Annotated in this window: 17 protein-coding genes and 5 pseudogenes; 13 read left to right on the forward strand and 9 right to left on the reverse strand. The window is 69.3% G+C overall.

The window, feature by feature from the left end:
- The first annotated feature begins 82 nt into the window (after window positions 1-82).
- Entirely contained in the window at window positions 83-985 is a 903-nt protein-coding gene (locus BJ961_RS17565) for a serine hydrolase (RefSeq protein WP_271413785.1), read from the forward strand.
- 472 nt (window positions 986-1,457) lie between these two features.
- On the forward strand, window positions 1,458-1,892 hold the full coding sequence (locus BJ961_RS17570) for a hypothetical protein (protein ID WP_333782082.1): 435 nt from the start codon (window positions 1,458-1,460) through the stop codon (window positions 1,890-1,892).
- A gap of 887 nt (window positions 1,893-2,779) precedes the next feature.
- On the opposite strand, the gene BJ961_RS17575 is transcribed toward BJ961_RS17570, so the two are convergent.
- Complete coding sequence (locus BJ961_RS17575) at window positions 2,780-3,736, reverse strand: NADP-dependent oxidoreductase (RefSeq protein ID WP_271413787.1); 957 nt, start codon at window positions 3,734-3,736, stop codon at window positions 2,780-2,782.
- Window positions 3,737-3,823: 87 nt separating this feature from the next.
- Between BJ961_RS17575 and BJ961_RS17580 the strand changes: the two genes are divergently transcribed.
- Window positions 3,824-4,402, forward strand: a complete 579-nt coding sequence (locus BJ961_RS17580; protein WP_271413788.1) for a TetR/AcrR family transcriptional regulator — start codon at window positions 3,824-3,826, stop codon at window positions 4,400-4,402.
- Window positions 4,403-4,437: 35 nt separating this feature from the next.
- Here BJ961_RS17580 and BJ961_RS17585 read toward each other — a convergent pair whose 3' ends face one another.
- The 3 genes and pseudogenes from BJ961_RS17585 to BJ961_RS36285 all read right to left on the reverse strand — a co-directional run.
- A complete protein-coding gene (locus BJ961_RS17585; RefSeq protein ID WP_271413789.1) occupies window positions 4,438-4,560 on the reverse strand; it encodes a hypothetical protein in 123 nt (40 codons plus the stop codon).
- A gap of 181 nt (window positions 4,561-4,741) precedes the next feature.
- Complete coding sequence (locus tag BJ961_RS17590; protein WP_456300707.1) at window positions 4,742-5,257, reverse strand: MmyB family transcriptional regulator; 516 nt, start codon at window positions 5,255-5,257, stop codon at window positions 4,742-4,744.
- Between the two features lie 64 nt (window positions 5,258-5,321).
- Window positions 5,322-5,858: pseudogene (locus BJ961_RS36285) on the reverse strand (helix-turn-helix domain-containing protein); the annotation flags it as partial.
- Window positions 5,859-5,963: 105 nt separating this feature from the next.
- Here BJ961_RS36285 and BJ961_RS17595 point away from each other — a divergent pair.
- The 3 genes from BJ961_RS17595 (at window position 5,964) to BJ961_RS17610 (ending at window position 10,333) form a co-directional block, all read left to right on the forward strand.
- Window positions 5,964-6,731, forward strand: a complete 768-nt coding sequence (locus tag BJ961_RS17595) for a glucose 1-dehydrogenase (RefSeq protein WP_271413790.1) — start codon at window positions 5,964-5,966, stop codon at window positions 6,729-6,731.
- 1,013 nt (window positions 6,732-7,744) lie between these two features.
- The gene (locus BJ961_RS17600; RefSeq protein ID WP_271413791.1) at window positions 7,745-8,101 is read left to right on the forward strand and encodes a hypothetical protein; all 357 of its coding nucleotides are present in this window, start codon (window positions 7,745-7,747) and stop codon (window positions 8,099-8,101) included.
- A gap of 1,209 nt (window positions 8,102-9,310) precedes the next feature.
- On the forward strand, window positions 9,311-10,333 hold the full coding sequence (locus BJ961_RS17610) for an alcohol dehydrogenase catalytic domain-containing protein (protein WP_271417073.1): 1,023 nt from the start codon (window positions 9,311-9,313) through the stop codon (window positions 10,331-10,333).
- Window positions 10,334-10,659: 326 nt separating this feature from the next.
- Here the strand turns inward: BJ961_RS17610 and BJ961_RS17615 are convergent, their stop codons facing one another.
- Window positions 10,660-11,595, reverse strand: a complete 936-nt coding sequence (locus BJ961_RS17615) for a helix-turn-helix domain-containing protein (protein WP_271413792.1) — start codon at window positions 11,593-11,595, stop codon at window positions 10,660-10,662.
- 124 nt (window positions 11,596-11,719) lie between these two features.
- Between BJ961_RS17615 and BJ961_RS17620 the strand changes: the two genes are divergently transcribed.
- Window positions 11,720-12,115 carry an MmcQ/YjbR family DNA-binding protein gene (locus tag BJ961_RS17620; RefSeq protein WP_271413793.1) on the forward strand — a complete coding sequence of 132 codons (396 nt, stop codon included), beginning with the start codon at window positions 11,720-11,722 and terminating at the stop codon, window positions 12,113-12,115.
- Window positions 12,112-12,480 carry an MmcQ/YjbR family DNA-binding protein gene (locus BJ961_RS17625; protein WP_271413794.1) on the forward strand — a complete coding sequence of 123 codons (369 nt, stop codon included), beginning with the start codon at window positions 12,112-12,114 and terminating at the stop codon, window positions 12,478-12,480. Before BJ961_RS17620 ends, BJ961_RS17625 begins: the two co-directional genes overlap by 4 nt.
- A 673-nt stretch (window positions 12,481-13,153) precedes the next feature.
- On the opposite strand, the gene BJ961_RS17630 is transcribed toward BJ961_RS17625, so the two are convergent.
- On the reverse strand, window positions 13,154-14,212 hold the full coding sequence (locus BJ961_RS17630; RefSeq protein ID WP_271413795.1) for a hypothetical protein: 1,059 nt from the start codon (window positions 14,210-14,212) through the stop codon (window positions 13,154-13,156).
- A 1,063-nt stretch (window positions 14,213-15,275) separates the two neighbouring features.
- Complete coding sequence (locus BJ961_RS17635) at window positions 15,276-15,704, reverse strand: hypothetical protein (protein WP_271413796.1); 429 nt, start codon at window positions 15,702-15,704, stop codon at window positions 15,276-15,278.
- A gap of 59 nt (window positions 15,705-15,763) precedes the next feature.
- Between BJ961_RS17635 and BJ961_RS17640 the strand changes: the two genes are divergently transcribed.
- Window positions 15,764-16,222, forward strand: coding sequence for a DUF6234 family protein (locus BJ961_RS17640; protein ID WP_271413797.1), 459 nt, complete (start codon window positions 15,764-15,766; stop codon window positions 16,220-16,222).
- A 101-nt stretch (window positions 16,223-16,323) separates the two neighbouring features.
- Window positions 16,324-16,800, forward strand: a pseudogene (locus tag BJ961_RS17645) (transposase); the annotation flags it as partial.
- Between the two features lie 37 nt (window positions 16,801-16,837).
- On the opposite strand, the pseudogene BJ961_RS17650 reads toward BJ961_RS17645, so the two are convergent.
- Window positions 16,838-16,956 (reverse strand): annotated as a pseudogene (locus BJ961_RS17650) (IS5/IS1182 family transposase); the annotation flags it as partial.
- A 12-nt stretch (window positions 16,957-16,968) separates the two neighbouring features.
- Between BJ961_RS17650 and BJ961_RS17655 the strand changes: the two are divergent.
- Window positions 16,969-17,559 (forward strand): annotated as a pseudogene (locus tag BJ961_RS17655) (IS5 family transposase); the annotation flags it as partial.
- Between the two features lie 18 nt (window positions 17,560-17,577).
- Here BJ961_RS17655 and BJ961_RS17660 read toward each other — a convergent pair.
- Window positions 17,578-18,038, reverse strand: a pseudogene (locus BJ961_RS17660) (IS630 family transposase); the annotation flags it as partial.
- Between the two features lie 442 nt (window positions 18,039-18,480).
- Here BJ961_RS17660 and BJ961_RS17665 point away from each other — a divergent pair.
- Window positions 18,481-19,113 carry an RNA polymerase sigma factor gene (locus tag BJ961_RS17665; protein ID WP_271413798.1) on the forward strand — a complete coding sequence of 211 codons (633 nt, stop codon included), beginning with the start codon at window positions 18,481-18,483 and terminating at the stop codon, window positions 19,111-19,113.
- Window positions 19,106-20,074: a CU044_5270 family protein gene (locus BJ961_RS17670; protein ID WP_271413799.1), complete on the forward strand. Its 969-nt coding sequence runs from the start codon at window positions 19,106-19,108 to the stop codon at window positions 20,072-20,074. Before BJ961_RS17665 ends, BJ961_RS17670 begins: the two co-directional genes overlap by 8 nt.
- Window positions 20,075-20,119 lie beyond the last annotated feature (45 nt).

Below are 20,119 nucleotides of genomic sequence, written 5' to 3' on the forward strand. Positions count from 1 at the left end.
GGCCACTTCTCATGGCCCGAATTTCTCATATTCTCGGCATTTGAATTCAATTCTGTGATCCAATTGCCGAGGTCTGCTTGCGATGTCGTATCCGCGTCACATTCCGCGTTCGAAGTGCGTGTCAAGGGCCAGCAGCCGTGCCGGTGCCTGCGCCGGCGTGCTTCTGGCCTCGGTGACGGCCCTCGTCTCCCTGGGCGGGATGCACGTGGCGCCGGCGGTCGCCGCGCCCGCGCCCTCGCCGTCGGCGCAGTCCCACGCCACGGCCGGTGTGAACGCCACGAAGCAGCGCCCGAGCAAGGTACGCGTGACAGCGGCGGCCCTCAGTCTCGACGGCGGGAGCCGGAAGCCGCTGCTGGACGGCGAGGACGCCCCGTACGACACCGCCAGCATCGTCAAGGTGGACATTCTGGCGACACTGCTGCTGCAGGCCCAGGACAAGGGCAGGCACCTCACCGCCCCAGAACGTGCACTGGCCGAACCGATGATCCGGAACAGCGACAACGCGGCGACGAACACGTTGTGGCGCGAGATCGGCGGGGCCTCGGGCCTCGGAGAGGCCAACAAGCGCATAGGTTTGACCTCGACCAAGGGCGGCCCCGGCACGAAGTGGGGGCTGACCCAGACAACGGCGAGTGACCAGATCAGGCTCTTGTTCTCCGTGTTCGACGGTGCCACGAAGCCCAAGACCGACTCTCCGCTGAACAAGGACTCCCGGGCCTACATCCGGACCCTGATGACCCGCGTCGCGGACGATCAGGCGTGGGGAGTCTCGGCGGTCTCCCGATCGGACTACGCGTTGAAGAACGGCTGGCTGCAGCGCACGACCACCGGGCTCTGGGATGTCAACAGCGTCGGCCGGGTCACCGTGGACGGACACCACTACCTCGTCGCCGTGCTGTCGGACGGCAACGTGTCGATGAGGGACGGCGTCTCAGCGGTGGAGCGAGCGGCTGGACGAGCCGTGACCGCGACAACCCGGACCTGACGGACCGACGCGCCCTGGTCTGCCCGGCAGGGGACTACGCCTGCCACGGTGGCGGGCGGACCCGTTGCGATCCTGGCGGTGATCGCACCGAACCGGTGGCCGCGACCCGTGGGCCGGTGGGTCGGCTCGAACCGCCTCCGGCTGCTGGTAACGGCCTCAGCGTCGCCATCCGGCGGCGGTTCCGTTCGGCGATCGAGACGCCGGCCCGCACGCCGAGCGCAGCGAGGTGCGGGTGCCGAAGGCGAGGTCGACCGGTTCGGGATGGGTGACGCCGTCCGTCGCCGCGCGGGAAGTCCAGGCAGACCGTGTCGACGTGAGCGAAGCCGCGTGGCGCATTGTCACCGTTGACCGTCTTGTCTGTTCCATGTCACCTTCGTACGGCCCCGCGCCGGGGGCACTCATCCCACGGGAGGGGCACATGGTGACATCAGGCAGCGGGCGCAGAGGAAGCCGAGAGACCCGGGTCGCAGTCGTGCTGACAGCGATCGTGGTCGCGGCGGCCTGGACGGGACCGGCCGCGGCAGCCGCCGACAGACCGTCGGCCAGTGCGCCGGTGACCGCGCGGGCGATCGCGCTGAGCGACCCGAGCCTCGAGGAGCAGGAGCAACTGCGGGCGATCGCCGGCGCCATCTGGACGCCCGAACTGGCAGCCGGCTGGAACATGAACGCCGAAGTGGCCGACGTCCTGTCCACGGCCACCGGCGAGATCCTCAAGTGCAGCGAGGCGTTCGCGCTCGTGCCGCGCCCGGCCGGTTTCGTGCCCGGACTCGGCTATCTGGTCAACTACTGGAAGAACCTGCGCGACTACTTCCTCGTAGTCAAGAACGACCGGACGTACCGCGCGTGCGTCGTCACCGCCGCGGCCAACTATCGCTCCCCGATCGAGATGGCCTCCATGGGCATCTGATCCCGCCGGGCGTTCCCGCTGCGGTCGGCACGCGTGCCAGTGCGCCCAGACCGACCGGACCCTGTCCCGGCCGATCACCGGAATCGAAGAACGAACCGGCGCACGATGGTTGTCGCCATGGCAGGCGTGCTGTCGCCCGGACTGCCGGGCGGTGAGCGTCGAGCAGAGTGCTGCCACGTGGTGCGGTCTCAGCTGTGCAGCCCGGCTTCCCACTTGCGCCGGCGCAGCGTGTCGTCGCTGAAGAGGTGCTGGCTCCGGTCGAGCAGTTCACGCACCTCCGCGTTGCCGTGCGACGCGACCGGCGACGGATGCCAGCGCTGTGCTGATCGCGCGGCCCAGGTGCGCAGTTTCGCATCCGGGTCCGCGGATCCGCCCGTCGCGGTGGCAGAGGGCGAGTGCGAGCCGGGACTCGCCGAGCTGAGGGACGTCCGCGGGCAGTGAGGCCGAGTACCCCCACCCGGGCAGGAACCGGGCGTGGTGCCAGGTCACCTCGCGCACTCCCGCGTCCAGCGCGAGCCAGTCGGCGGGGCTGGCGACGTCAAGCGTGCTGTGAAGCGGCGCACCTCCCGCGAGCCGCGTCGCTGCCGCTGCGCCGTTCTCGATGTCGTCAAGCATTACCGCCCCTCCAGCAGTCGTGCCAGGTGATCGTAGAGGGCGGGTTCGGGTAGGGCGCGCGGATTTTGCCCGGTGATCGCGAAGGGCCGCCGCCGATGCCCTCTCACGACGATCATCGCGGGGGTTCTCCGGTGCCGGGGCTTCCTCCGGTGGAGCCGTGCGCGCGTGACGGCGTTCAGCCGCCCCGGACCGCAGTCGTCGTGCAGCGGCGGCGACCGGCGGCCCCACGACGTACGTTCTCACCCTGCGCCGGATGCCCGCAGCCGGGCACCTCAGAGGTCGATGACGACCTTGCCGCGGACGTGTCGGGCTGCCTGGAGTTCGACGGCCGCGCGGATGTCCTCGACGGGGTAGGCCGCCGCGATGGGTACACGCAGGCGGCCTGCCTCGACAAGGCGCGCGATGCTCTCCAGGGCGCCGGGCGCGGCGTTGGCGCCGCTGGCAGCGGGAATGCCGTGGACCTGGCCCGCGATGGTGCAGATACGGTCGTCCGGGACCTCCAGTTCGCGTGCGACGTGCACCGTGTCCGTGCCGTGCAGGTCCAGGGCCGCGGTGACAGTGCCCGCACCGAGGTCGCGGACTCTGCCGGCCAGGCCCTCGCCGTAAGCGACCGGTTCGGCGCCGAGACTTCGCAGGTACTGGGCCGACGACGGCGAGCCGGTACCGATGACACGCGCGCCCGCGATGCGTGCCAGCTGCACGGCGAACACGCCGACCCCGCCGCCCGCGCCGCCGATCAGGACCGTGTCGCCCGGACCGAGGCCGAGGACGTCGAGGGCGGCGGACGCGGTGCTGCCCGCGATCGCAAGCGTGGCGGCGGTACGGTCGTCGACGCCGTCCGGGGTGCGGTGGGCGATGCCGCTGGCGATGTTCCCGTTCGCGTCGAGGACGATGTGGTCGGCGACCGCCCGGGACAGGGCCGTGCCGAACACGCGGTCGCCCAATGCGTAGCCGCTCGCGTCGGCCCCGACCTGGTCGACGACTCCGGAGTAGTCGGTCCCGAAGCCGCAGGGCAGGCTCAGGCCGAACCGTGCCGCCGTCTCGGGGTCGGCGGTCATGAACCAGTCCATGGGATTCAGCCCGGCCGCTGACACGCGGACACGGATCTGACCGGCGCCCGCCTGAGGTTCGGGTACGTCCTTGAGTGTCAGGACCTCCGGGCCGCCGAACGAGTCGAGCAGGACAGCCCTGCTCGCGCCGTCTCGGAGTGTGTCGCCATGTCGCTGCATGTCCTACTCGTTTCGTCGTGTTCGTGAGCCACCTCAAACGGACTATGCTCCGTTTATGACATCCAGCATAACCGGAGCGTGATCCGTTTGACGAGTCCCAGGTCGCGTGCGACACGGGCCGACGCCGCCCGCAACCGCGAACAACTGCTCGAGGTCGCCACCCGCATGCTCGCCTCGGCCGACGCCGAGACGTCCATGCGCGCTATCGCTCGCGAGGCCGGTGTCGGTATCGCGACGCTCTACCGCCACTTCCCGACGCGCGAGTCCCTCGTGGAGGCCGTCTACAGCGACCAAGTCGTCCGCCTCACCAACGGCGCCGAGGACCTGCTCGCGGCCGAGACCCCTGCGGTTGCGATGCGACGCTGGATGGACCTCTTCGGCAACTGGATCGCGACGAAGAACGGCATGCTCGACACCCTGCTGACCCTGATCGAGTCCGGCGCGGTCGGCCACGCCCAAACCAGGGACAACCTTCTGAACGCCATATCGACGATCCTCGACGCCGGTCGCGCCGCCGGAGACCTGCGGCCCGACGTCACCGCCGAAGAGATCGCAGCGAGCCTCATCGGGATCTTCACCGTCGCGCACCAGTCGGGCCCTGCGGTCACAGCCGATCGCCTCCTGGACATCCTCCTCGACGGCCTTCGACCTCAAGGGCCCCGGTGAGGACCCGCCGCGCGGTACGGAGCGCGGCTGAAGGCTCAGCCGAAACGCAGGTCGGAGACGATCCGGGTCAGCAGCCCGACGGGGCCGAGTCCGACCGCGAGGGCGAGGAAGCCGGCTGAGACAGCGGGCTCGAGGCAACGCTCAACGACGTCGCCCACTACACCGGCGTGGGCGTGGGCACGGCCTACCGGCGGTCCTCGTCGAGGCCCTCGCGGAGCCGAACCCTGGGACGGTCCCGTGCGGTACCTGGAGCGCTCGCCGGCGATCCAGGCGAAGGATCGAGGCATGGCGGAGCGTGGTCGTGCCCCGGCGTCTCCCATCTTGCTGCCGGGCGAGTGCTCAGGGCCGGCATGCGGCGTCCTGGCAGTGGCTGGGTTCGCCCTTCGGTTCGTGGGCCCCGTCGAGTGTGGCGGCCCAGCTGGCGAGCAGTTTGAGTCCGTCGGCCGACGTCGTGCCGGGTTCGGCGCTCATGGCGGTGAGGGTCAGACCCGGATCGGTCGGTACGGGCAGGGCTTCGAAGGCGAGGACCAGGTCGCCGACGGCGGGGTGGCGGAAGCGCTTGACGCCAGTGTGGTGCAGGCGCACGTTGTGCGCGGCCCACAGCGAACGGAAGTCCTCGCTGCGGGTGGAGAGTTCACCGATCAGGTCGCTCAGGTCACGGTTGTACGGATCCTGCCCGGCCTCGGTGCGCAGGAGAGCTGCGGCCGCGGCCTTTGCTGCTCCAGTTCGGACATGTACTGCGCGGCGCCGGGGTTGAGAAACTGGTAGCGGGCCATGTTGACCGGCGGGGCCGGATGGGCTGTGCCGTGCGGCGGCGTGCGGGCCGGCGGGTCGTGCCGGCGGTCCGGGCCAGATCCATGAGGTGGGCGCGCTCGGATTCGTCGAGCTGCAGCGCCCGTGCCAGGGAGTCCAGGACGGCCTCGGAGGTGCCGGAGAGGTTTCCGCGTTCCATGCGGGCGTAGTACTCGGCGCTCACCCCGGCGAGCATCGCGACCTCTTCGCGGCGCAGCCCCTTGACCCGCCGGTGTCCTGCGGCGGGCCGGCCCGCCTGCTGCGGCGTGATCTTCGCACGACGGCTGGTGAGGAACTCGCGGACCTCGCTGCGGTTGTCCATGTCTTCGAGGCTACGACGATCGCAGCAAGTGAGGGGTGCCCTGCCAGTACACGTAACAGCGGGCCCTTCCGCACACGCGTGACCTGCCGTTTCATCGAAATCAAGCCAGCAGACGGCCGCCTCTGCGTCAGGTGGCACACACCGCACAGGGAAGGCGAAATGGAAGGCGGTGCCCTTCCCTGCGAGTGCGGGAACGAGCCGGGCCTTCGCGCGGAAAGGAGTCAGTGATGGCGGAGGACAAGCAGCCCGAAGCGCCGCCCCGCCCGTACCTCCTGACATTCGCCGGGGCGCCCGGAACCATCCAGCCCCCGCACACCCTCCCGCGCCTACGGAAGAGAGCATGCGGGCATTTCCGGCGTGGCGAGAACGCACTGTCACACACCCCCCCCGCACGAGGCGGTTCCCCGAACGTCGGGCCCGCCTGCCACAGAGATGGGAACCCTGAGCATGAACCCGCAATACAACTTCGAAGGCCAGGTCGCCCTGGTCACCGGCGCGGCCTCCGGCATGGGACTGGCCGCCGCCCGTGCCTTCGCCCAGGCCGGCGCAGCCGTCGTACTGGCCGACGTGAACGAGGCCGCCGTGCAGACGGCGGCGAAGGAGCTCACCGACGCCGGACACCAGGCCATCGGTGTGGTGTGCGACGTCACCGACGAGAACCAGGCCGCCGCCATGGTCCGGAGCGCGGTGGACACCTACGGCCGCCTGGACATGGCCTTCAACAACGCCGGTATCCAGGTCCCGCCCTCGGACGCCGCCGACGAGACGGCCGAGGACTTCGACCTGGTCAACGGCGTCAACCTGCGCGGCGTGTGGGCCGCCCAGAAGCACGAACTGCGCCAGATGCGCACCCAGGGCTCCGGCGCGATCGTCAACTGCTCCTCCCTCGGCGGACTGGTCGGCCTGCCCGAACGCGCCGCCTACCACGCCTCCAAGCACGGTGTGATCGGCCTGACCAAGAGCGCCGCGGTCGAGTACGCGCCCAAGGGCATCCGCATCAACGCCGTCTGCCCCGGCGTGATCGAGACCCCGATGGTCGCCGACATGCTCGAAGGGCAGGCCGAGGCCATGGCCGCGATCATGAACGAGCAGCCCATCGGGCGCCTCGGCCAGGCCGAGGAGGTCGCCGCCGCTGCGCTGTGGCTGTGCAGCCCCGGAGCCAGCTTCGTGATCGGCGTCGCACTGCCCGTCGACGGCGGATACACCACCCACTGAACCCCCCCCAACGGGGGCGCCCGGCCCGGGACGCGGCACACACGCTTCACCGCACCACCGCGCCGGGTCACCCCCGCCCCGTACCGGAGACCATCATGAGCACCTGGACCCAGACCCAGCTGCGCTCGTTCGCAGCAGCCGACGACCTGCACATCTCATCCGCCCGCGAGGACGGCGTCACCCACGGCAAGGATCAGGAAGAGACGGGCTCCGCGATACGGAAGTTGCTGCCGTTGAGTGGGCCAAGCACGGCTGTGATGACCAAGCGTCCGTCACCCGGCCCGACAGCGAACTCCCGGCTGCCCTCGCCGAGTCGAGTCCGGCTCTGCCCCCGATAGCGGAAGAAGACGTTGATGCTATGTCCCCCGGCCGTTACAGGGACCTCGATCACACCCCAACTCCCGGTGTGCTCCTGCGCGTCGACCTGCACCACTGGCCTGGTGAACATCCGGTGGAACCAGAGCGCGCTGAGTGACGGTCTGACGTGAACCTCAAGGACTACACTCGGTGTATCCATAGAGTAAGGATACGGGTCTTGTCCCGGACCTTACTTGACAACCGTGGCAGGCACCGACAATGCAGACGTACATGGAGTGAGGGCCGTTGCTGCGGCAGGTGACCTCCTTGCCGGTGACCGGATCACGGCCAGTGCCTGATGGGAGCCGGACGGGCGCGGCCTTCCGTCCGGCGGGGTGTGTGATGCACGGTGGCAATCACGGGTGCGGACATACCCCGGCTACGAGTCGGCGGGTGTCCTGGTGCTGCCACCTCCATGCGGACCGCAGGGACCGGCCGGCTGACACGGCAGCCACGATCCCCACCCCCTCTCGCCGCGCTTCGTAGCAAAGGCGCCCCTGAGAGGTCGGTTTGGGAGCCTTGGGCCGTGACTTGCCTTGAATTGGTGTTCATCAGCGGTTACTTCGAACGCGCTGTCCGGTGGGGCGACGGGGGATACTGGTCCTGTGGACTGGTTGGAGCGAGCTCGGGCGGCGGAACAGCTCCCAGAATGGGATGTGGCGATCGCGCTGGTAAGCGCCCACGCCGAGTGTTTCTCCGACGATCCAGACATGCACGACAATCATCTGTGGCATATGGACCTGCTGGCCCGGGCGGAACGGGTAGCAGAGCTTACGGAGCGCGCCCTCACCGATAGCCACGCACGTCGAAGACTCAACAGATCGCTTCGAGAGCGGGGCATGGAGGCGGCGCTGCGTGACCGCGCCGAAGACGGCGACCGCGGCGCCTTGTACGTCCTCGTTCGACTGATGTGCGAGACGGGTCGGGTGCAAGAAGCCCAGAAGGCAGTCCAAGACATCGGTCCTGACGACCAGTACGCACACCAGATAGTGGCCAGAGACTGCCGGCCGTAGATGTCCGGCCATGACCTCCTCATGAAGTTGCCGGTGCCGACGTCGGCGAGAATGTCGAGCTTGACCAGCCCTTTCAGCTTGGCGCGGCTGCCTTCGACGTTCTTCGGCAGCAGCTCGTGACCCACTGGGCGCATGGTTGAAGAAGGTGGCGAGGACGCGCGGGTGGTCCGGGTGCTCGCGCAAGGGCCTCAGCCTGCCGTAACCCGTTCTGCGGGCTGTCGCTCTGTGCGCGGAGGCCACCGCGCCCGGCAGGGCGACCCGACCAGCCTCGGCAAGCTGCTGATCATGAAACTGTCGGCCTCGGCTCGGGCATGACCTACTGGCGGCGCCTCGCCGCCTGGAACGACGCCGGCGTGCCAGCTCCACCAGCTGCTGCTGGGCGAATCGACCGCGCACGGCCGGGCAAACACCACCACATCGTCGACGGGCAGGGCATCCCACTCGCGGTGTCACTGACCGGAGCTGACCGGAGTAGACCGCGGACGACCTCACCCAACTCGTGCCGCTCCTCGACAAGATTCCCGCCGACGCCCCGACGCACTCCTGGCCGACCGCGGCTACGACCACGACACGTACCGTCGCCCGCCCTGGCAGCGAGGCATCGGCCCCGTGATCGCGAAGACAGGCGAGCGAGCCACACGGCACCAGTCCGGGCGTCTTCCGCTACGCCCTCGAGCGTGGCGGTGGGTGAAGCAGTCGACGAGGTCGCGGGGTGGCGCACTCCCCGCTCCCGAGCGAGAAGGCTCATCGACGCTTACCATCAGGACGGCCGCACTCCGACCGAGGTCCGTGCCGCGCTCGTACCGGACTACCTCTTCGCGCTCCCCACCGCCCGCGGTGCCCTCGCCCACGCCGCCGCGGGCGGCGGTGCCCGTCTTCTGATGATCGGTCCCGCCGAGGCCGCGCCCGCCGCACACGGCACTGAGATGTACGCCCTGGTCGGCGAAGAACGGCCTGGCCGCAGCGCGGAGCAGGCCGTATCCGCGACATCGTGCTCGACTTCGCCACCGGCGAGCATTTCCGCCGGTGGCCCGCCGTCACGGACCGGCCCACCTCGGAACGGTCGGCAATCCTCCCTTCGGGATCACCGCCCGTTACCAGGCCGCCCTGGACCTGTGGGCGGGCATCGAGCGCCCCTGACGGCCGGCAGGCGACACGGAACAGCGCACCAAGGGGGACGAACAGAGTGAGGAACTCGGCATGAGTCACATGAGTCAGTCGTCAGCAGCCGGCGGCGCCGCACAGGCGACGATGCGGGCCGTGATCGTCACCCGGCCCGGCGGCCTGGACGCACTTCAGATCGAGGACGTGCCGGTACCCGTCCGCAAACCCGGCTGGGTACGGATCAAGGTCAAGGCGTTCGGCGTCAACGAGTCCGAGGTCATCACCCGCAAGGGCGAGTCGGACGCGGTGGTCACCTACCCGCGTGTACCCGGCATCGAGGGCGTCGGCGTGGTCGATGTCGCCGACGAGGACAGCGGACTGCGGCCGGGCCAGCAGGTAGCCACGATGATGGGCGGTATGGGCCGCTCCTACGACGGCGCGTACGCCCAGTACGTCACCGTCCCGGAGGCGCAGGTCATCCCGTTCGAGACCGCCCTCCCGTGGGACGTGGTCGGCGCACTGCCCGAGATGTTCCAGACCGCCTACGGATCCCTCACTCGGGGCCTGGACCTCAAGTCCGGGCAGACGCTGCTGATCCGCGGCGGCACCTCCACGGTCGGGCTGAGCGCGGCCACGATCGCAAAAGACCTCGGAGCGACCGTACTGTCCACCACCCGCAGCCCCGGCCGGGCCGGAGAACTGCGGGCAGCGGGCGTCGACCATCCCCTCGTCGACGACGGCACCCTCGCCGGCCAGGTGCGCGAGCTGGTGCCGGACGGAGTGGACGCCGCACTGGAGCTGGTGGGCTGCTCGGTCCTCGCCGACACCCTCCGCACCGTCCGCCTGCACGGTACGGTCTGCTTCACCGGAGCCCTGGCGGGCCAGTGGTCCATCCCCGACTTCACCCCGTTCATGATCCCGGGCGGGGTACGCCTCACCTCCTACGGCGGTGAGGCCGCCGACCTCCCGGCCGACGTCTTCGCCCAGCAGCTCCAGGCCATCGCCGCAGGACACCTCAAGGTTCCGGTCGCGAAGGTCTACCACGGCCTGGAACAGGTCCGTGACGCCCAGGCCGACCTCGAGTCAGGCACCATGCCGGGCAAGCACGTCGTCGTCGTGGACGGCTGAGAACCGATCGTGTGACGCGACAAGCGGCAAGGCCATCGCACACAGCGACTCGCTCCGCTCGAACCCGCGCATCGTCCGCAGCAAGTACCTCAACCCGGCGATGAGCGTCACCGGCAGTGGTGAATTCACGCTCCTGGCCTACGACCCGAACACCTACGCTCTCGCCGCCGACGGCAACGAACGGCACCTGCGCACCTGGAACGCCACCAAGGTGTTCCGGCGCTCGACGGCGAGTGACACATCGGGTACTCCCGCTGGGCGTTCCCGCGGGCGGCGACGACAGCCATCGCCTCCTGACGGGCGAGCGGGCGTCCGCCGCGTTCGCGTCACGCGCCGGTCCTCGCCTCGCGGGCAGCGAAGGCGGCCGGGGCGAGACCGGTGCGGTCGCGGACGAAGCGGCCGAAGTTCGCGGGGTCGGTGAAGCCGAGGTGAGCGGCCACGGCCCGGGCTTCCCACCGGGCACCTCCCAGCAGGCGCCGAGCTTCAAGGAGGCGTCGTTCGTCGATGAGTTCGCGTACCCCCTTGCCGGTGGCGTCCCGGGCGGCGCGGCTGAGGGTGCGGACCGAACAGCCGAGCAACTCGGCGTAGTCCGCGGCGTGGTGCAGCTCACGGAAGTGCAGTTCCAGGGCGTCCAGGAAGCGTCCGTACCTGTCGGTGCGGCTCGTGCCGGTCGTGGCTGTGCCGGTCGGGGCGATGCCCGGGGCGTTGGCCAGGCGCAGCAGCAGGGATTCGAGCAGGCTGCGGCGTAGGGCGTGGTGGATGTCGAGGGGGCGGCGCCCCAGTGCGCGGTGTTCGTCCAGGAGCTGGAACGCCGACTGCTGGAGCCAGGCGGAGTCACCGGCGTGCGGGCTCAGCACGGCCGGGGCGTCATGCGCGGTGAGCGGGGCCAGCAGACGGGCGATGTCCGGCCGTAGTACATCCGGTTCGAACAGGATGAACGGGCCCCGGGCGGAGCCGGGCGGATGCCAGCACAGCGTGTGTCCCGGACGCACCCAGAGCCACTGGCCGGGGGCGACGGTCCGCGTGACGTGGTCGACATCGTGCCGCAGCTCGCCCTCGGTGACCGCGATGAGGTAGTGGAAGGTGGCGCGGCCCGGCCGGGGAGGGTTCCACGGCCAGTCGTCGTGCTGGACGAAGAAATCCTCGATGGTGTTCACCTCCAGGCCGTACGGAGTGCCGACCGGGGGCTGGAAAGCGTACAGCGGAACCGTGGCGGGTCCCGCCTGACCGCTCAGGCTGAGGTGTCGCTTGTCGACCATCACGTGTCCGCAGTCTAACGCGCCTCATTTCGGTTTCGGGGAGAGAGTGGGAGGTGCCGCCGCGACCGCGCGGCGCGCTCGCGTCACATGGTGCCCAGCCCGCGCCCATCTGAGGGAGGAGACGTCCATGAACGGAACGACCCTGCACAGGGCCGCAGCCGCCTGCGCCGAGGAGCTTCCCGGAGCCCAGCTTGAGCATCCCTTCGGCGACGACTGGGAGGTCTTCAAAGTACGCGGCAAGGTGTTCATGCTGATGACCGAGGTCCCCGGGCGTCCCGTCGTCATCCTCAAGGCGGACCCCGGCGAGGCTCACGCCCTGCGGGAGCAGTACAGCCATATCACCCCCGGCTACCACATGAACAAGAAGCACTGGATCACGCTGGAGAGCGGGGACGGCGTCGACATGGAGCTCGTCAGGGAGCTCGTCACCGACTCCTACCGGCTCGTCGTCGTCCTCCTGCCCAAGGCGGAACAGCCCGTAGACCCGCACACCTACGGCACCGGCATGCGGGCGGCCCGGTGAGCGCGGCCGGTGACCGGCTCCAGGACACCGCCCGCCGGACGGCCCTCGCTCTCCCCGACGTCAGCCACGGATACCCCTTCACCCCCGGACTCGACGTGTACAAGGTTGCGGGCAGAGTGTTCCTGATCGTCACCGACGACCCGGACGAACAGATCATCACGGTCAAAAGCGAACCCGAACACTCCCGCACGCTGAAACACGGCTATGCCTCGATCACACCGGGCCGCTACCTCGACAAACGACACTGGATCTCGCTCGGTCCCGGCCCTGGCATCACCAAGCGGCTGGTCACCGACGCGGTCGAGGATTCCTACGACCTGGCCGTCGGGCGGCTGCCCCGGCGCGACCGCCCCACAGCCCGATGAGCGCGCAGAACGGCTGAACTCCTCTCGGACAGCGTCCCGTTCGCGAACCCACGTACACACACCTGTGCCTCCGCCGCCCTTCCCGGATCCGAGAGACCGACGGAACCGACCGAAGCGACCCTGCCGCTCTTCGACGACGAGCCTGCCCGGACACTCGCCGACCGCCTGCGCCCCACCCAGCTGGAAGGCGTCGTCGGACAGGACTGCATCGGGAAAACGACCATCGCCCCGCCTCCTCGCGGACGCCGGCAACCTGGACTCCGAACCGGCGTCGGCCACCTTCACCGGCGTGGCCGAACTGCGCAGGGTCTTCGCCCCCGCACAACGCCGGCGCGGCATCGGCCGCTCGGGGGGCGACCCGATGGGGTGGAGCCCGCCCCCGGGACACACCTCCACGACGCGCCCATGGCTGGCGCAGGCGGGCTTAAAAGTCGACCACGAGGAGTTCGTCCCTGAGGGCGAGGGCGGCCACGCCCTGTTCCGGACTCGGCGACCTGTCTGCGGCGGAGCCCTTCCGATGTCCGATATCCGAGCGCGGACCGAAACAGTAGAGATTGACCAGATCAGCGCGGACGGCACACGGCATTCGTCGCCTCGCGGACAAGGCCACTGTGACTGAGCCCCGTAGGCGGCCCGGGTGGGCGGCTTCGGTGCTCAGCGTCAGGCGGGGAGGTCATGGGTATGTGGAGCGGCGGCGGTCCCCGCACAGCAACGCAGCGATGCCCTCCCGGTTCTCTGGCAGCCCCGTCGCGCGGAACCACAACCAGTTGCCGCGGACGCTGCCCGTCGCCTCGTCGGTGTGCACGAACGCCCGCAGCAGCGCACGTTGGGCGGAGGTGAGCGAGCGGGTCGGGTCGTAGCCCCCGGGGAAGGCTCTGAACAGGATCGGCCCGCTTTCATGGTCGACGATGGACTTGTGGCCGCCGGTCACCATGGCGATGGCCACGGGCGCGACCTCCTCGAACGACGAGGCCAGGTCGAGCGCGGAACGCAGCACGGTGAACCGGAACCGCCCGTCGACCCCCCGCAGCGGCTCCGGGAACCATCCGTCTGTCGTGCGGGGGTCTTTCAGCGCGTCGAGGAGCACGGCGAGAGCGCGAGGCCGATCGATGCGGACGGGACCGAGCGCTGCGCAGACCCGCACGGCCGGGTCGGAGTCGGCGAGCAGGTCGGAGGTGTCCGTCCCCCAGAGGCTCAGCGCCCGCGCTACGGCCGCTCGCTCCCGTCGGCCCGTCATGGAGCCCAGCCGGGCCCTCAGTAGCGCGGCGGCACGCGGTATCCGGTCGGCGAGGGCCGGGGCGTACAGGAGCGGAATCGCCGCGCCGAGCGCGGTCTCACAGACGTGGGGGTCGGAGGAGGAGAGGAACGGCTCGACGGCGTCGTACAGGGCGGGTCGAATGTCCCGGCACGCTTGCAGCGCGGCGAGCTCGTCGGGGTCGCGCTCGCCGCGCGGGTCCTTGTCCCAGGGCTGCCACTCCCAGTTGGCTCGATCCCGCGCCGGATCCTCCCCGTAGGCCGCCGACTCAGCCACCTGACCCAGCCAGCCGAGCAGAGCGGCGCGCAAACTACGCGGCGGCCCGTCAGCCCACGGGAAGTGTCCCTCGTGCTCGGTGACGCCCATGGGATGGTCGAGGATCGCGGCGACGAACAGTGCCGCGGGCGCGGTGACCGTGTACAGCGAGCCCTGGTGCAGCACGCTCATGTCCAACGCGGCCAGCGCCCGGGAACGCACCTCGGCATCCTCGTCCACGAGGGAGCACAGAGAGACTGGTATGTCCTCGCCCGAGCCGTAGGCGTGCTGGTGAGAAGCCCAGTCCGTATCCAACAGCAGTTCTTGCGCCACTGCCGGCAACCCCCTGAGGGTCCGCGGCATACGGGCGCTCTCGCTATCCCGTCATACACGCACTCTGCCAGCACCCACCGACAACACCCCCTGCGGAAGCTCACCGGACAGAACCAGCGTTCGCCCCCATCGGGCCACCTGCCGCTCCTAGGGTCCAACTGGCAAGCCCCTCCAACTTGTTGGCGGGCCGATTGCGGTCCTTCGCACAATCGGGAGACCCAGGGGCCTGGGGGTGCCTTTGGCTCGTTCAGGCCGTGGTCGTGGCTTTGACCGACTGGCTACCCAGTGCCCTGCGACGACTCGGCCGCTCATTGGAATGAACGAACGGAGGTCGTTCTGTATGGGCACGTCGGCGTTTTCGTCTGCAGAGACCAGTCAGCCGATCGGCGAGGGCGGCTCGGGTGCTCGAGCTCTGGGCGGGGACGGCTGCCGGCAAGGCCGCGCACATTGCACGGGGATCGACACAGACAGGACGAAGGTGCTCGCGCGCCGCGGCCCCAACAGCGCGCCCCGGAGTCCCTGGAGCTGTGGCATCCGGCGTCGGCGAGCAATGACCGGACGCGGGGCCCCAGTTCCGCGCGGGGCGGCAACCGGTGGGTGCGCACGGGCTCGGCGATCTCGGCGCCGACGCGGCGCAGCGGATCGAGGGAGGCCAGGCGTCCTGGAGGAGGAAGCCGATAAGCGGCCCGGGACTGCGCGCCAGGTGGACCCCCCCGGAGAGCACGGTCCCCCATTCGGGCGTGTGCGGCTGGGGACCCAGGCCCAGGAAGCTGAGCCCGGAAGGCGGCCCGCGACCACACCAATCGCCGGAACCGGGACGCACATGCCGGCCGGTTGGCCGGTCGCCGACGAGGTCCCCGAACAGCGTGATGGAGATGTCAGACATCTCGACCAACAGCCCGGGGGCCTCGCTCGTCGCGGTTTGGCTGAAAGGTATTCAGGATGACAGAGGTTAGCTGATGCGCAGTTCGATGAGCATGGTTGGTTCCCCAGAGGCGCCGGATTCTCCATACCCGGTGAAGTCATTGGCGGGGGCGTTGATGACGGTAGTGGTGCCGTCGTCTTCACGCACAGTGGTCTTCACCGGGTCGGCCGAGGTCCAGATTCCGTGCGCCTTGGGTATCTCGACGGTGAGGAAGGCGGGCTTGGCTGTGATGTCGAAGCAAAAATCTTGCTGCCCAGTCCGGCTCATGATCCAGATATCTTCACTGCCGTCGCAGGAAGTCATCACGATGTGACCGTCACCGCGCTTGAGGAGGGCACCCGTCTCCTCGTGAATTCGGGATGCGCCAGGGTAGTTGAAGTCCTCCACGGCATGGGGCATCTCGTCGGTGGCCGCAGCCGGGGCTGCCGGCGTGCTGTCATCGTCGGCGTAAGCCACGCCGAGCGTCGTCGCGGACGCCGCAAGGACTGCACGGCGCGTCGTACGAGCGTGTGACCATGCCCTTCGAGCCGAGTTCGCGTACACCGCGCATGCCAGGTAACGGCTGTCAGTCCGGGCAGCCTCCGGACTCGCGAGGTGACGGGTTCGCGGGTGGCTGCCTGACCCTGATCGCGCTGCTCATCGAGATCCCGGTCGCTTTCCTGCTGGCGCTGACGTTGGGAATCCGCGGATGGGGCCGTGCAGACGAGCGGGCCGGGACGCCCCCCATGGACTGGGTTCCGATCCTTTGGCTTGGCGGGTTCACACTGGCCGTACTCGTGATCGCCGGAATCGTCCTGTACTTGGCGCATCCGTTTGCCGGAGCGGTCCAACTGCTCATCGCAGCCATTGCACTGATCTTCACGATCACTGCTTGGCACGAGCAGTACGAGCGTGCCCATCCCCCTCCGCTGCCGACGTGCCCAACGAGGGCTGGGGTGCCGTGCGCTCCATCGAACCTCGTGACCGACCAGTAAGACCGCTGTCATGCATACTCAGCTTGGCCAACTCACAAGCGCGGTGGCCAACTGTGCTGCTCAGTCACATCCGAGAACGCAGACGGGGCGTCCAAGATCGTTCACGGTTCTTCTGGGGCCTGCGGCTGTATCTGGTGTGCACCCCGACCGGGATGCCGATCCTGTGGGCCCTGGCGAACCCGAAGCTGGACGAGCGCGAGGTGCTGACGGCCATGCTGGACCGCGAGCCGGACGCGGTCACCGACCGGCCCGGGCTACTGCTGATCGCAGACAAGGGCTTCGCCTCCAAAAAGTTCGAGGCCGACCTGGCCTTGGGCGGGGCGGTGTTGCTGCGGCCGTCGTTCAAGCGGGAGAAGCGTCGCAAGGGCGAGTCCTTGCTGAAGTCGGTGCGGCAGTTGATCGAGTCGGTGAACGACACCCTCAAGGGCCAGCTCGACCTGGAACAGCACGGCGGCCGGACCTTCGAGGGCGTCGCCGATCGCGTTGCCCAGCGTGTCCTCGCGCTGGCGGCGGCGATCTGGGACAACCACAAGACCGGACAGCCGGTCAGGCGGTCTCTGATCGCTTACGACCACTGATCACATCGGAATGACTCGTCTAGAGCGGCGAGCGGGGGCCGTGCCCGTCGGTGATCAGATGGTGCTCCGAATCGGCCCGGCCCCGGTCAACCGGCGAGGGACCTGTCGGGCTCCCTCTTTTGTGTCCCTGACGTGCGAGGAGTCGACCGTACACCTCGGACGACGGCGGCCGACCGCCGTCGGCCCCTGGAAGCCAGCGCGTGGAAGTACCGCACCTGCTCGCCCTGGCGCGACCTGCCAGAGGAGCTCGGACCCTTTTAGACTGCACACAAACGCCTGATCAGATGGGGTGTGGACGGCACATGGCAACGGGTCCTCGCAGTGGTCCTTGCAGTCGTGGATGCCGATGAGGAGGTGGGCTGGACAGACTCGGTGGCCTCCACCGTCTGCCGCGCTCACCAGCATTCGGTCGGTGCCAGGAAAAGGGACGCCCGGCCGGTTTGAGCCCGAGGATCACGCGCTCGGACGCTCCCGCGGTGGCTTGGGTACTAAGATTTGCGTGGCCAGCGGCAACCAGGCACGACCTCTGTCCGTTCACGTCACCACGGGGCAGGCTGGCGACGCGCCAGCCTTCTTGAGGCGGTCATGGCTGGAATCCCGATCCCGCGGAGCGACCTCGGTAGGCCAGGAACCCGCGCTGCGTCCGTTGTTGCGGATCGCGTGTACTCTTTCCGCTCATTCCGTGGGCACTTCCGTTGACGCGGTATAGGTGCGATGGTCCCGCAGCCCGCCGACCAGATAGGCCATCGCCTGCGGAGGGCCACGCTGGAGGCCGCCAAGGTTGTCCATGATGACGCAGATCGTGGCGCCGTCGGGTCGGGCGGCACGGATCGACTTCAGCGCGGCCAGGGTGTCGGTGCCCTTGCGACGGCGGTTAGCGCCCCACAGACGGTCGTCGCCGAGGAGTAACAGCCGTCGAAGTAGGTGACGCCGTGCGTCCGATGGCAGGACGCAGGGAGCCGGTCGGGCTTGCCGCGTTCGGCCCAGCATGACTCTGCGGTAGGGCGGATCCCCAACTGCCCGAACTCGTCGAAGGTGTCGAAGGTGAAGATCCGGTCCGGGAAGCGTTTCAGCACCTGCTCGATACGGTCGAGTTTGGCGTCGCGCTCGGGGTCGGGGTTGGGGTCGGACGACTTCTTCCAGGTTTAGGTGGGCTGGAAGGTGATGCCGCAGCGCAGGAGCAGGCACCGTAAGGCTTGTCGGCCGATGTGGATGACGCGTCCGTGCAGACCCTCGAGGGGCGGGAGGCCGCCCCGCCTGCTCACCCCTGCCGACGAGAACCACGTCATCCAGACGGCCGCCACCCGCCCCGCCGAGCTCGGCCAGCCCTTCACTCGCTGGCCGCTCCGCAAACGCGCCGCCTACCTGCGCCGAGTCCGTTTTCCGTCGGTGAGGCGCGAGTCGGGTAGCTGCGGCCTCGATGTCGAAGTGCGTGGTGCGGAGTTCGATGCCCAGACCCAGCAGATCCCAGTGCGTTCCGGTCCGTCCGTGGGGCATTGCCGATGCTGCCAGCGGTTGCACACCAGCCGGCCGTGGGCGAGGAGGACGATCGGCATGTGGATGTGACCGCAGGCGATGGTGTCGCCCCGGGGCGCTGAGGGAACCGCTTCGGCGCGAAGGGCGAAGGACTGGTGAAAGCCCGAGTATTCGAGCATCGTCCGTTGGACGAGAGGAGCCCCGATGACCGTCGGACCAGGCGTCGGCATCGGCGCCGCGCGTGCCGATGCGGAGAGCGACGCCTCAGTGATCGCGCGGTCCCGGGATGACCCCGAGGCGTTCGCCGTACTCTTCGACCGGCACGCCGACGCCGTGCACCGCTATGTGGCCCGCCGCCTCGGCGGTGAGGTCGCCGATGACCTCGTGGCGGAGACCTTCACCACCGCGTTCCAGCAGCGGCATCGCTACGACCCGGCCCGCAGCGCCGGCGCCGATGCCCGGCCCTGGCTGCTTGGCATAGCGACGAACTTGGTCGGCCGGCACCGGCGGGCTGAGGCCCGCCGGTTCAGGGCCATGGCCCGGGTACCGGCCCTCGCCGATCACGACGAGCCGTTGGCCGACCGGGCTGCGGACCGGGTGGTGGCGAGGGCCGTACGCCGCGAACTGGCTGCTGCGCTGGCCGCGCTGCCCGCTCGGCACCGGGACGTGCTGCTGCTGGTGGCCTGGGGGGATCTCGGCTACGGGGAGGCTGCCCAGGCCCTCGGTATCCCGGTGGGCACGGTCAGATCACGGCTCCACCGGGCTCGCAGCAAACTGCGCGAAGCGTTGGGCGGATCCGATCCGACGGCACTGCGAGAGGTATCCGACCATGAATGACGAACTCGAACTCCTGAGGAAGTGGGACGCGGACGCGGCCCCCCTCACCGGTCCGGCCCGGGACCGGGCCCGGCACCAGCTGCTCAACGCGATGGCCCACGCGGACCAGCGCGTCACCGCCGACCCGGGTCGCCGCGATGCACTGCGTCTCGCTGCGGCCGCAGTGGTCGCCACGGCCGTCACGGGGACTGCGGTCCTGTTCGGCACGAACGGCTCCGGCGAGGACGGCACGCCGGGCGCGAGCACCCTGCGGGTGGAGAACGCCGCCGCGACGGTGCTGAACGGTGCGGCGGCGTGGGAACGCGAGCAGGAGAAGCAGCCGGTGGCGCCGCGCGGTGACCAGTTCATCTACTCGAAGCGGATCATCAAGGAGACGGAGCAGAAGACCGGCAAGGTCAAGACCTACACCGACGAGATGTGGGACTCGGTGGACGTCTCCAAGCCCTCCTTGGCCATGGAACTGGGCCGCGAGATGTGGGAGCAGCCCGCGGAGAAGGGCGGCGGGGTGTGGCCGCCCCGGCAGTGGACCGAGCTGAAGACGCTGCCCCAGGACCCGGAACAGCTCGTCATGGCCATCATCTCCCTCGGTTCCAGTCCCGACGGCAGGTCGATCAGCGATCTCGACAAGCTCGAGCGGTACGAGGCCTACTGGCTGCTCGGTGAGCTCCTGAAGAACCCGCTGCTGCCCCAGGGGCTGCGCCCCGCAGCGTACGAGGCGCTGGCCCGTGTGCCCGGCGTCAAGACCATCCCGGGAGTGAAGGACTCCGCCGGGCGGACCGGGGTGGGGATCGCCCATACCGGGCGTGGGTCCTACGAAAACAAGTACCTGATCTTCGACCCGGTGTCCTACGAGTTCCTGGGATTCCGCGACGAGCGGACCTCGACTTCCGGAAAGAAGTACATCCAGCTGTCGCACGTAGTGGACTGGGGGATCGTCGACCGGGTGAAGCAGCGCCCGTAGGCCACCACCCCCCGGCCGGGACCCGCAGGGCCGCCGACACCGGCA

Source organism: Streptomyces lienomycini, assembly GCF_027947595.1.
Taxonomy (GTDB): domain Bacteria; phylum Actinomycetota; class Actinomycetes; order Streptomycetales; family Streptomycetaceae; genus Streptomyces; species Streptomyces lienomycini.

Bases quoted from the DNA above. Each gene is read 5' to 3' on its own strand.
- BJ961_RS17565 (WP_271413785.1), top strand. From the start codon at position 83: ATGTCGTATCCGCGTCACATTCCGCGTTCGAAGTGCGTGTCAAGGGCC.
- BJ961_RS17575 (WP_271413787.1), bottom strand. From the start codon at position 3,736: ATGCAGCGACATGGCGACACACTCCGAGACGGCGCGAGCAGGGCTGTC.
- BJ961_RS17595 (WP_271413790.1), top strand. From the start codon at position 5,964: ATGAACCCGCAATACAACTTCGAAGGCCAGGTCGCCCTGGTCACCGGC.
- BJ961_RS17610 (WP_271417073.1), top strand. From the start codon at position 9,311: ATGAGTCAGTCGTCAGCAGCCGGCGGCGCCGCACAGGCGACGATGCGG.
- BJ961_RS17620 (WP_271413793.1), top strand. From the start codon at position 11,720: ATGAACGGAACGACCCTGCACAGGGCCGCAGCCGCCTGCGCCGAGGAG.
- BJ961_RS17640 (WP_271413797.1), top strand. From the start codon at position 15,764: ATGCCCTTCGAGCCGAGTTCGCGTACACCGCGCATGCCAGGTAACGGC.
- BJ961_RS17665 (WP_271413798.1), top strand. From the start codon at position 18,481: ATGACCGTCGGACCAGGCGTCGGCATCGGCGCCGCGCGTGCCGATGCG.
- BJ961_RS17670 (WP_271413799.1), top strand. From the start codon at position 19,106: ATGAATGACGAACTCGAACTCCTGAGGAAGTGGGACGCGGACGCGGCC.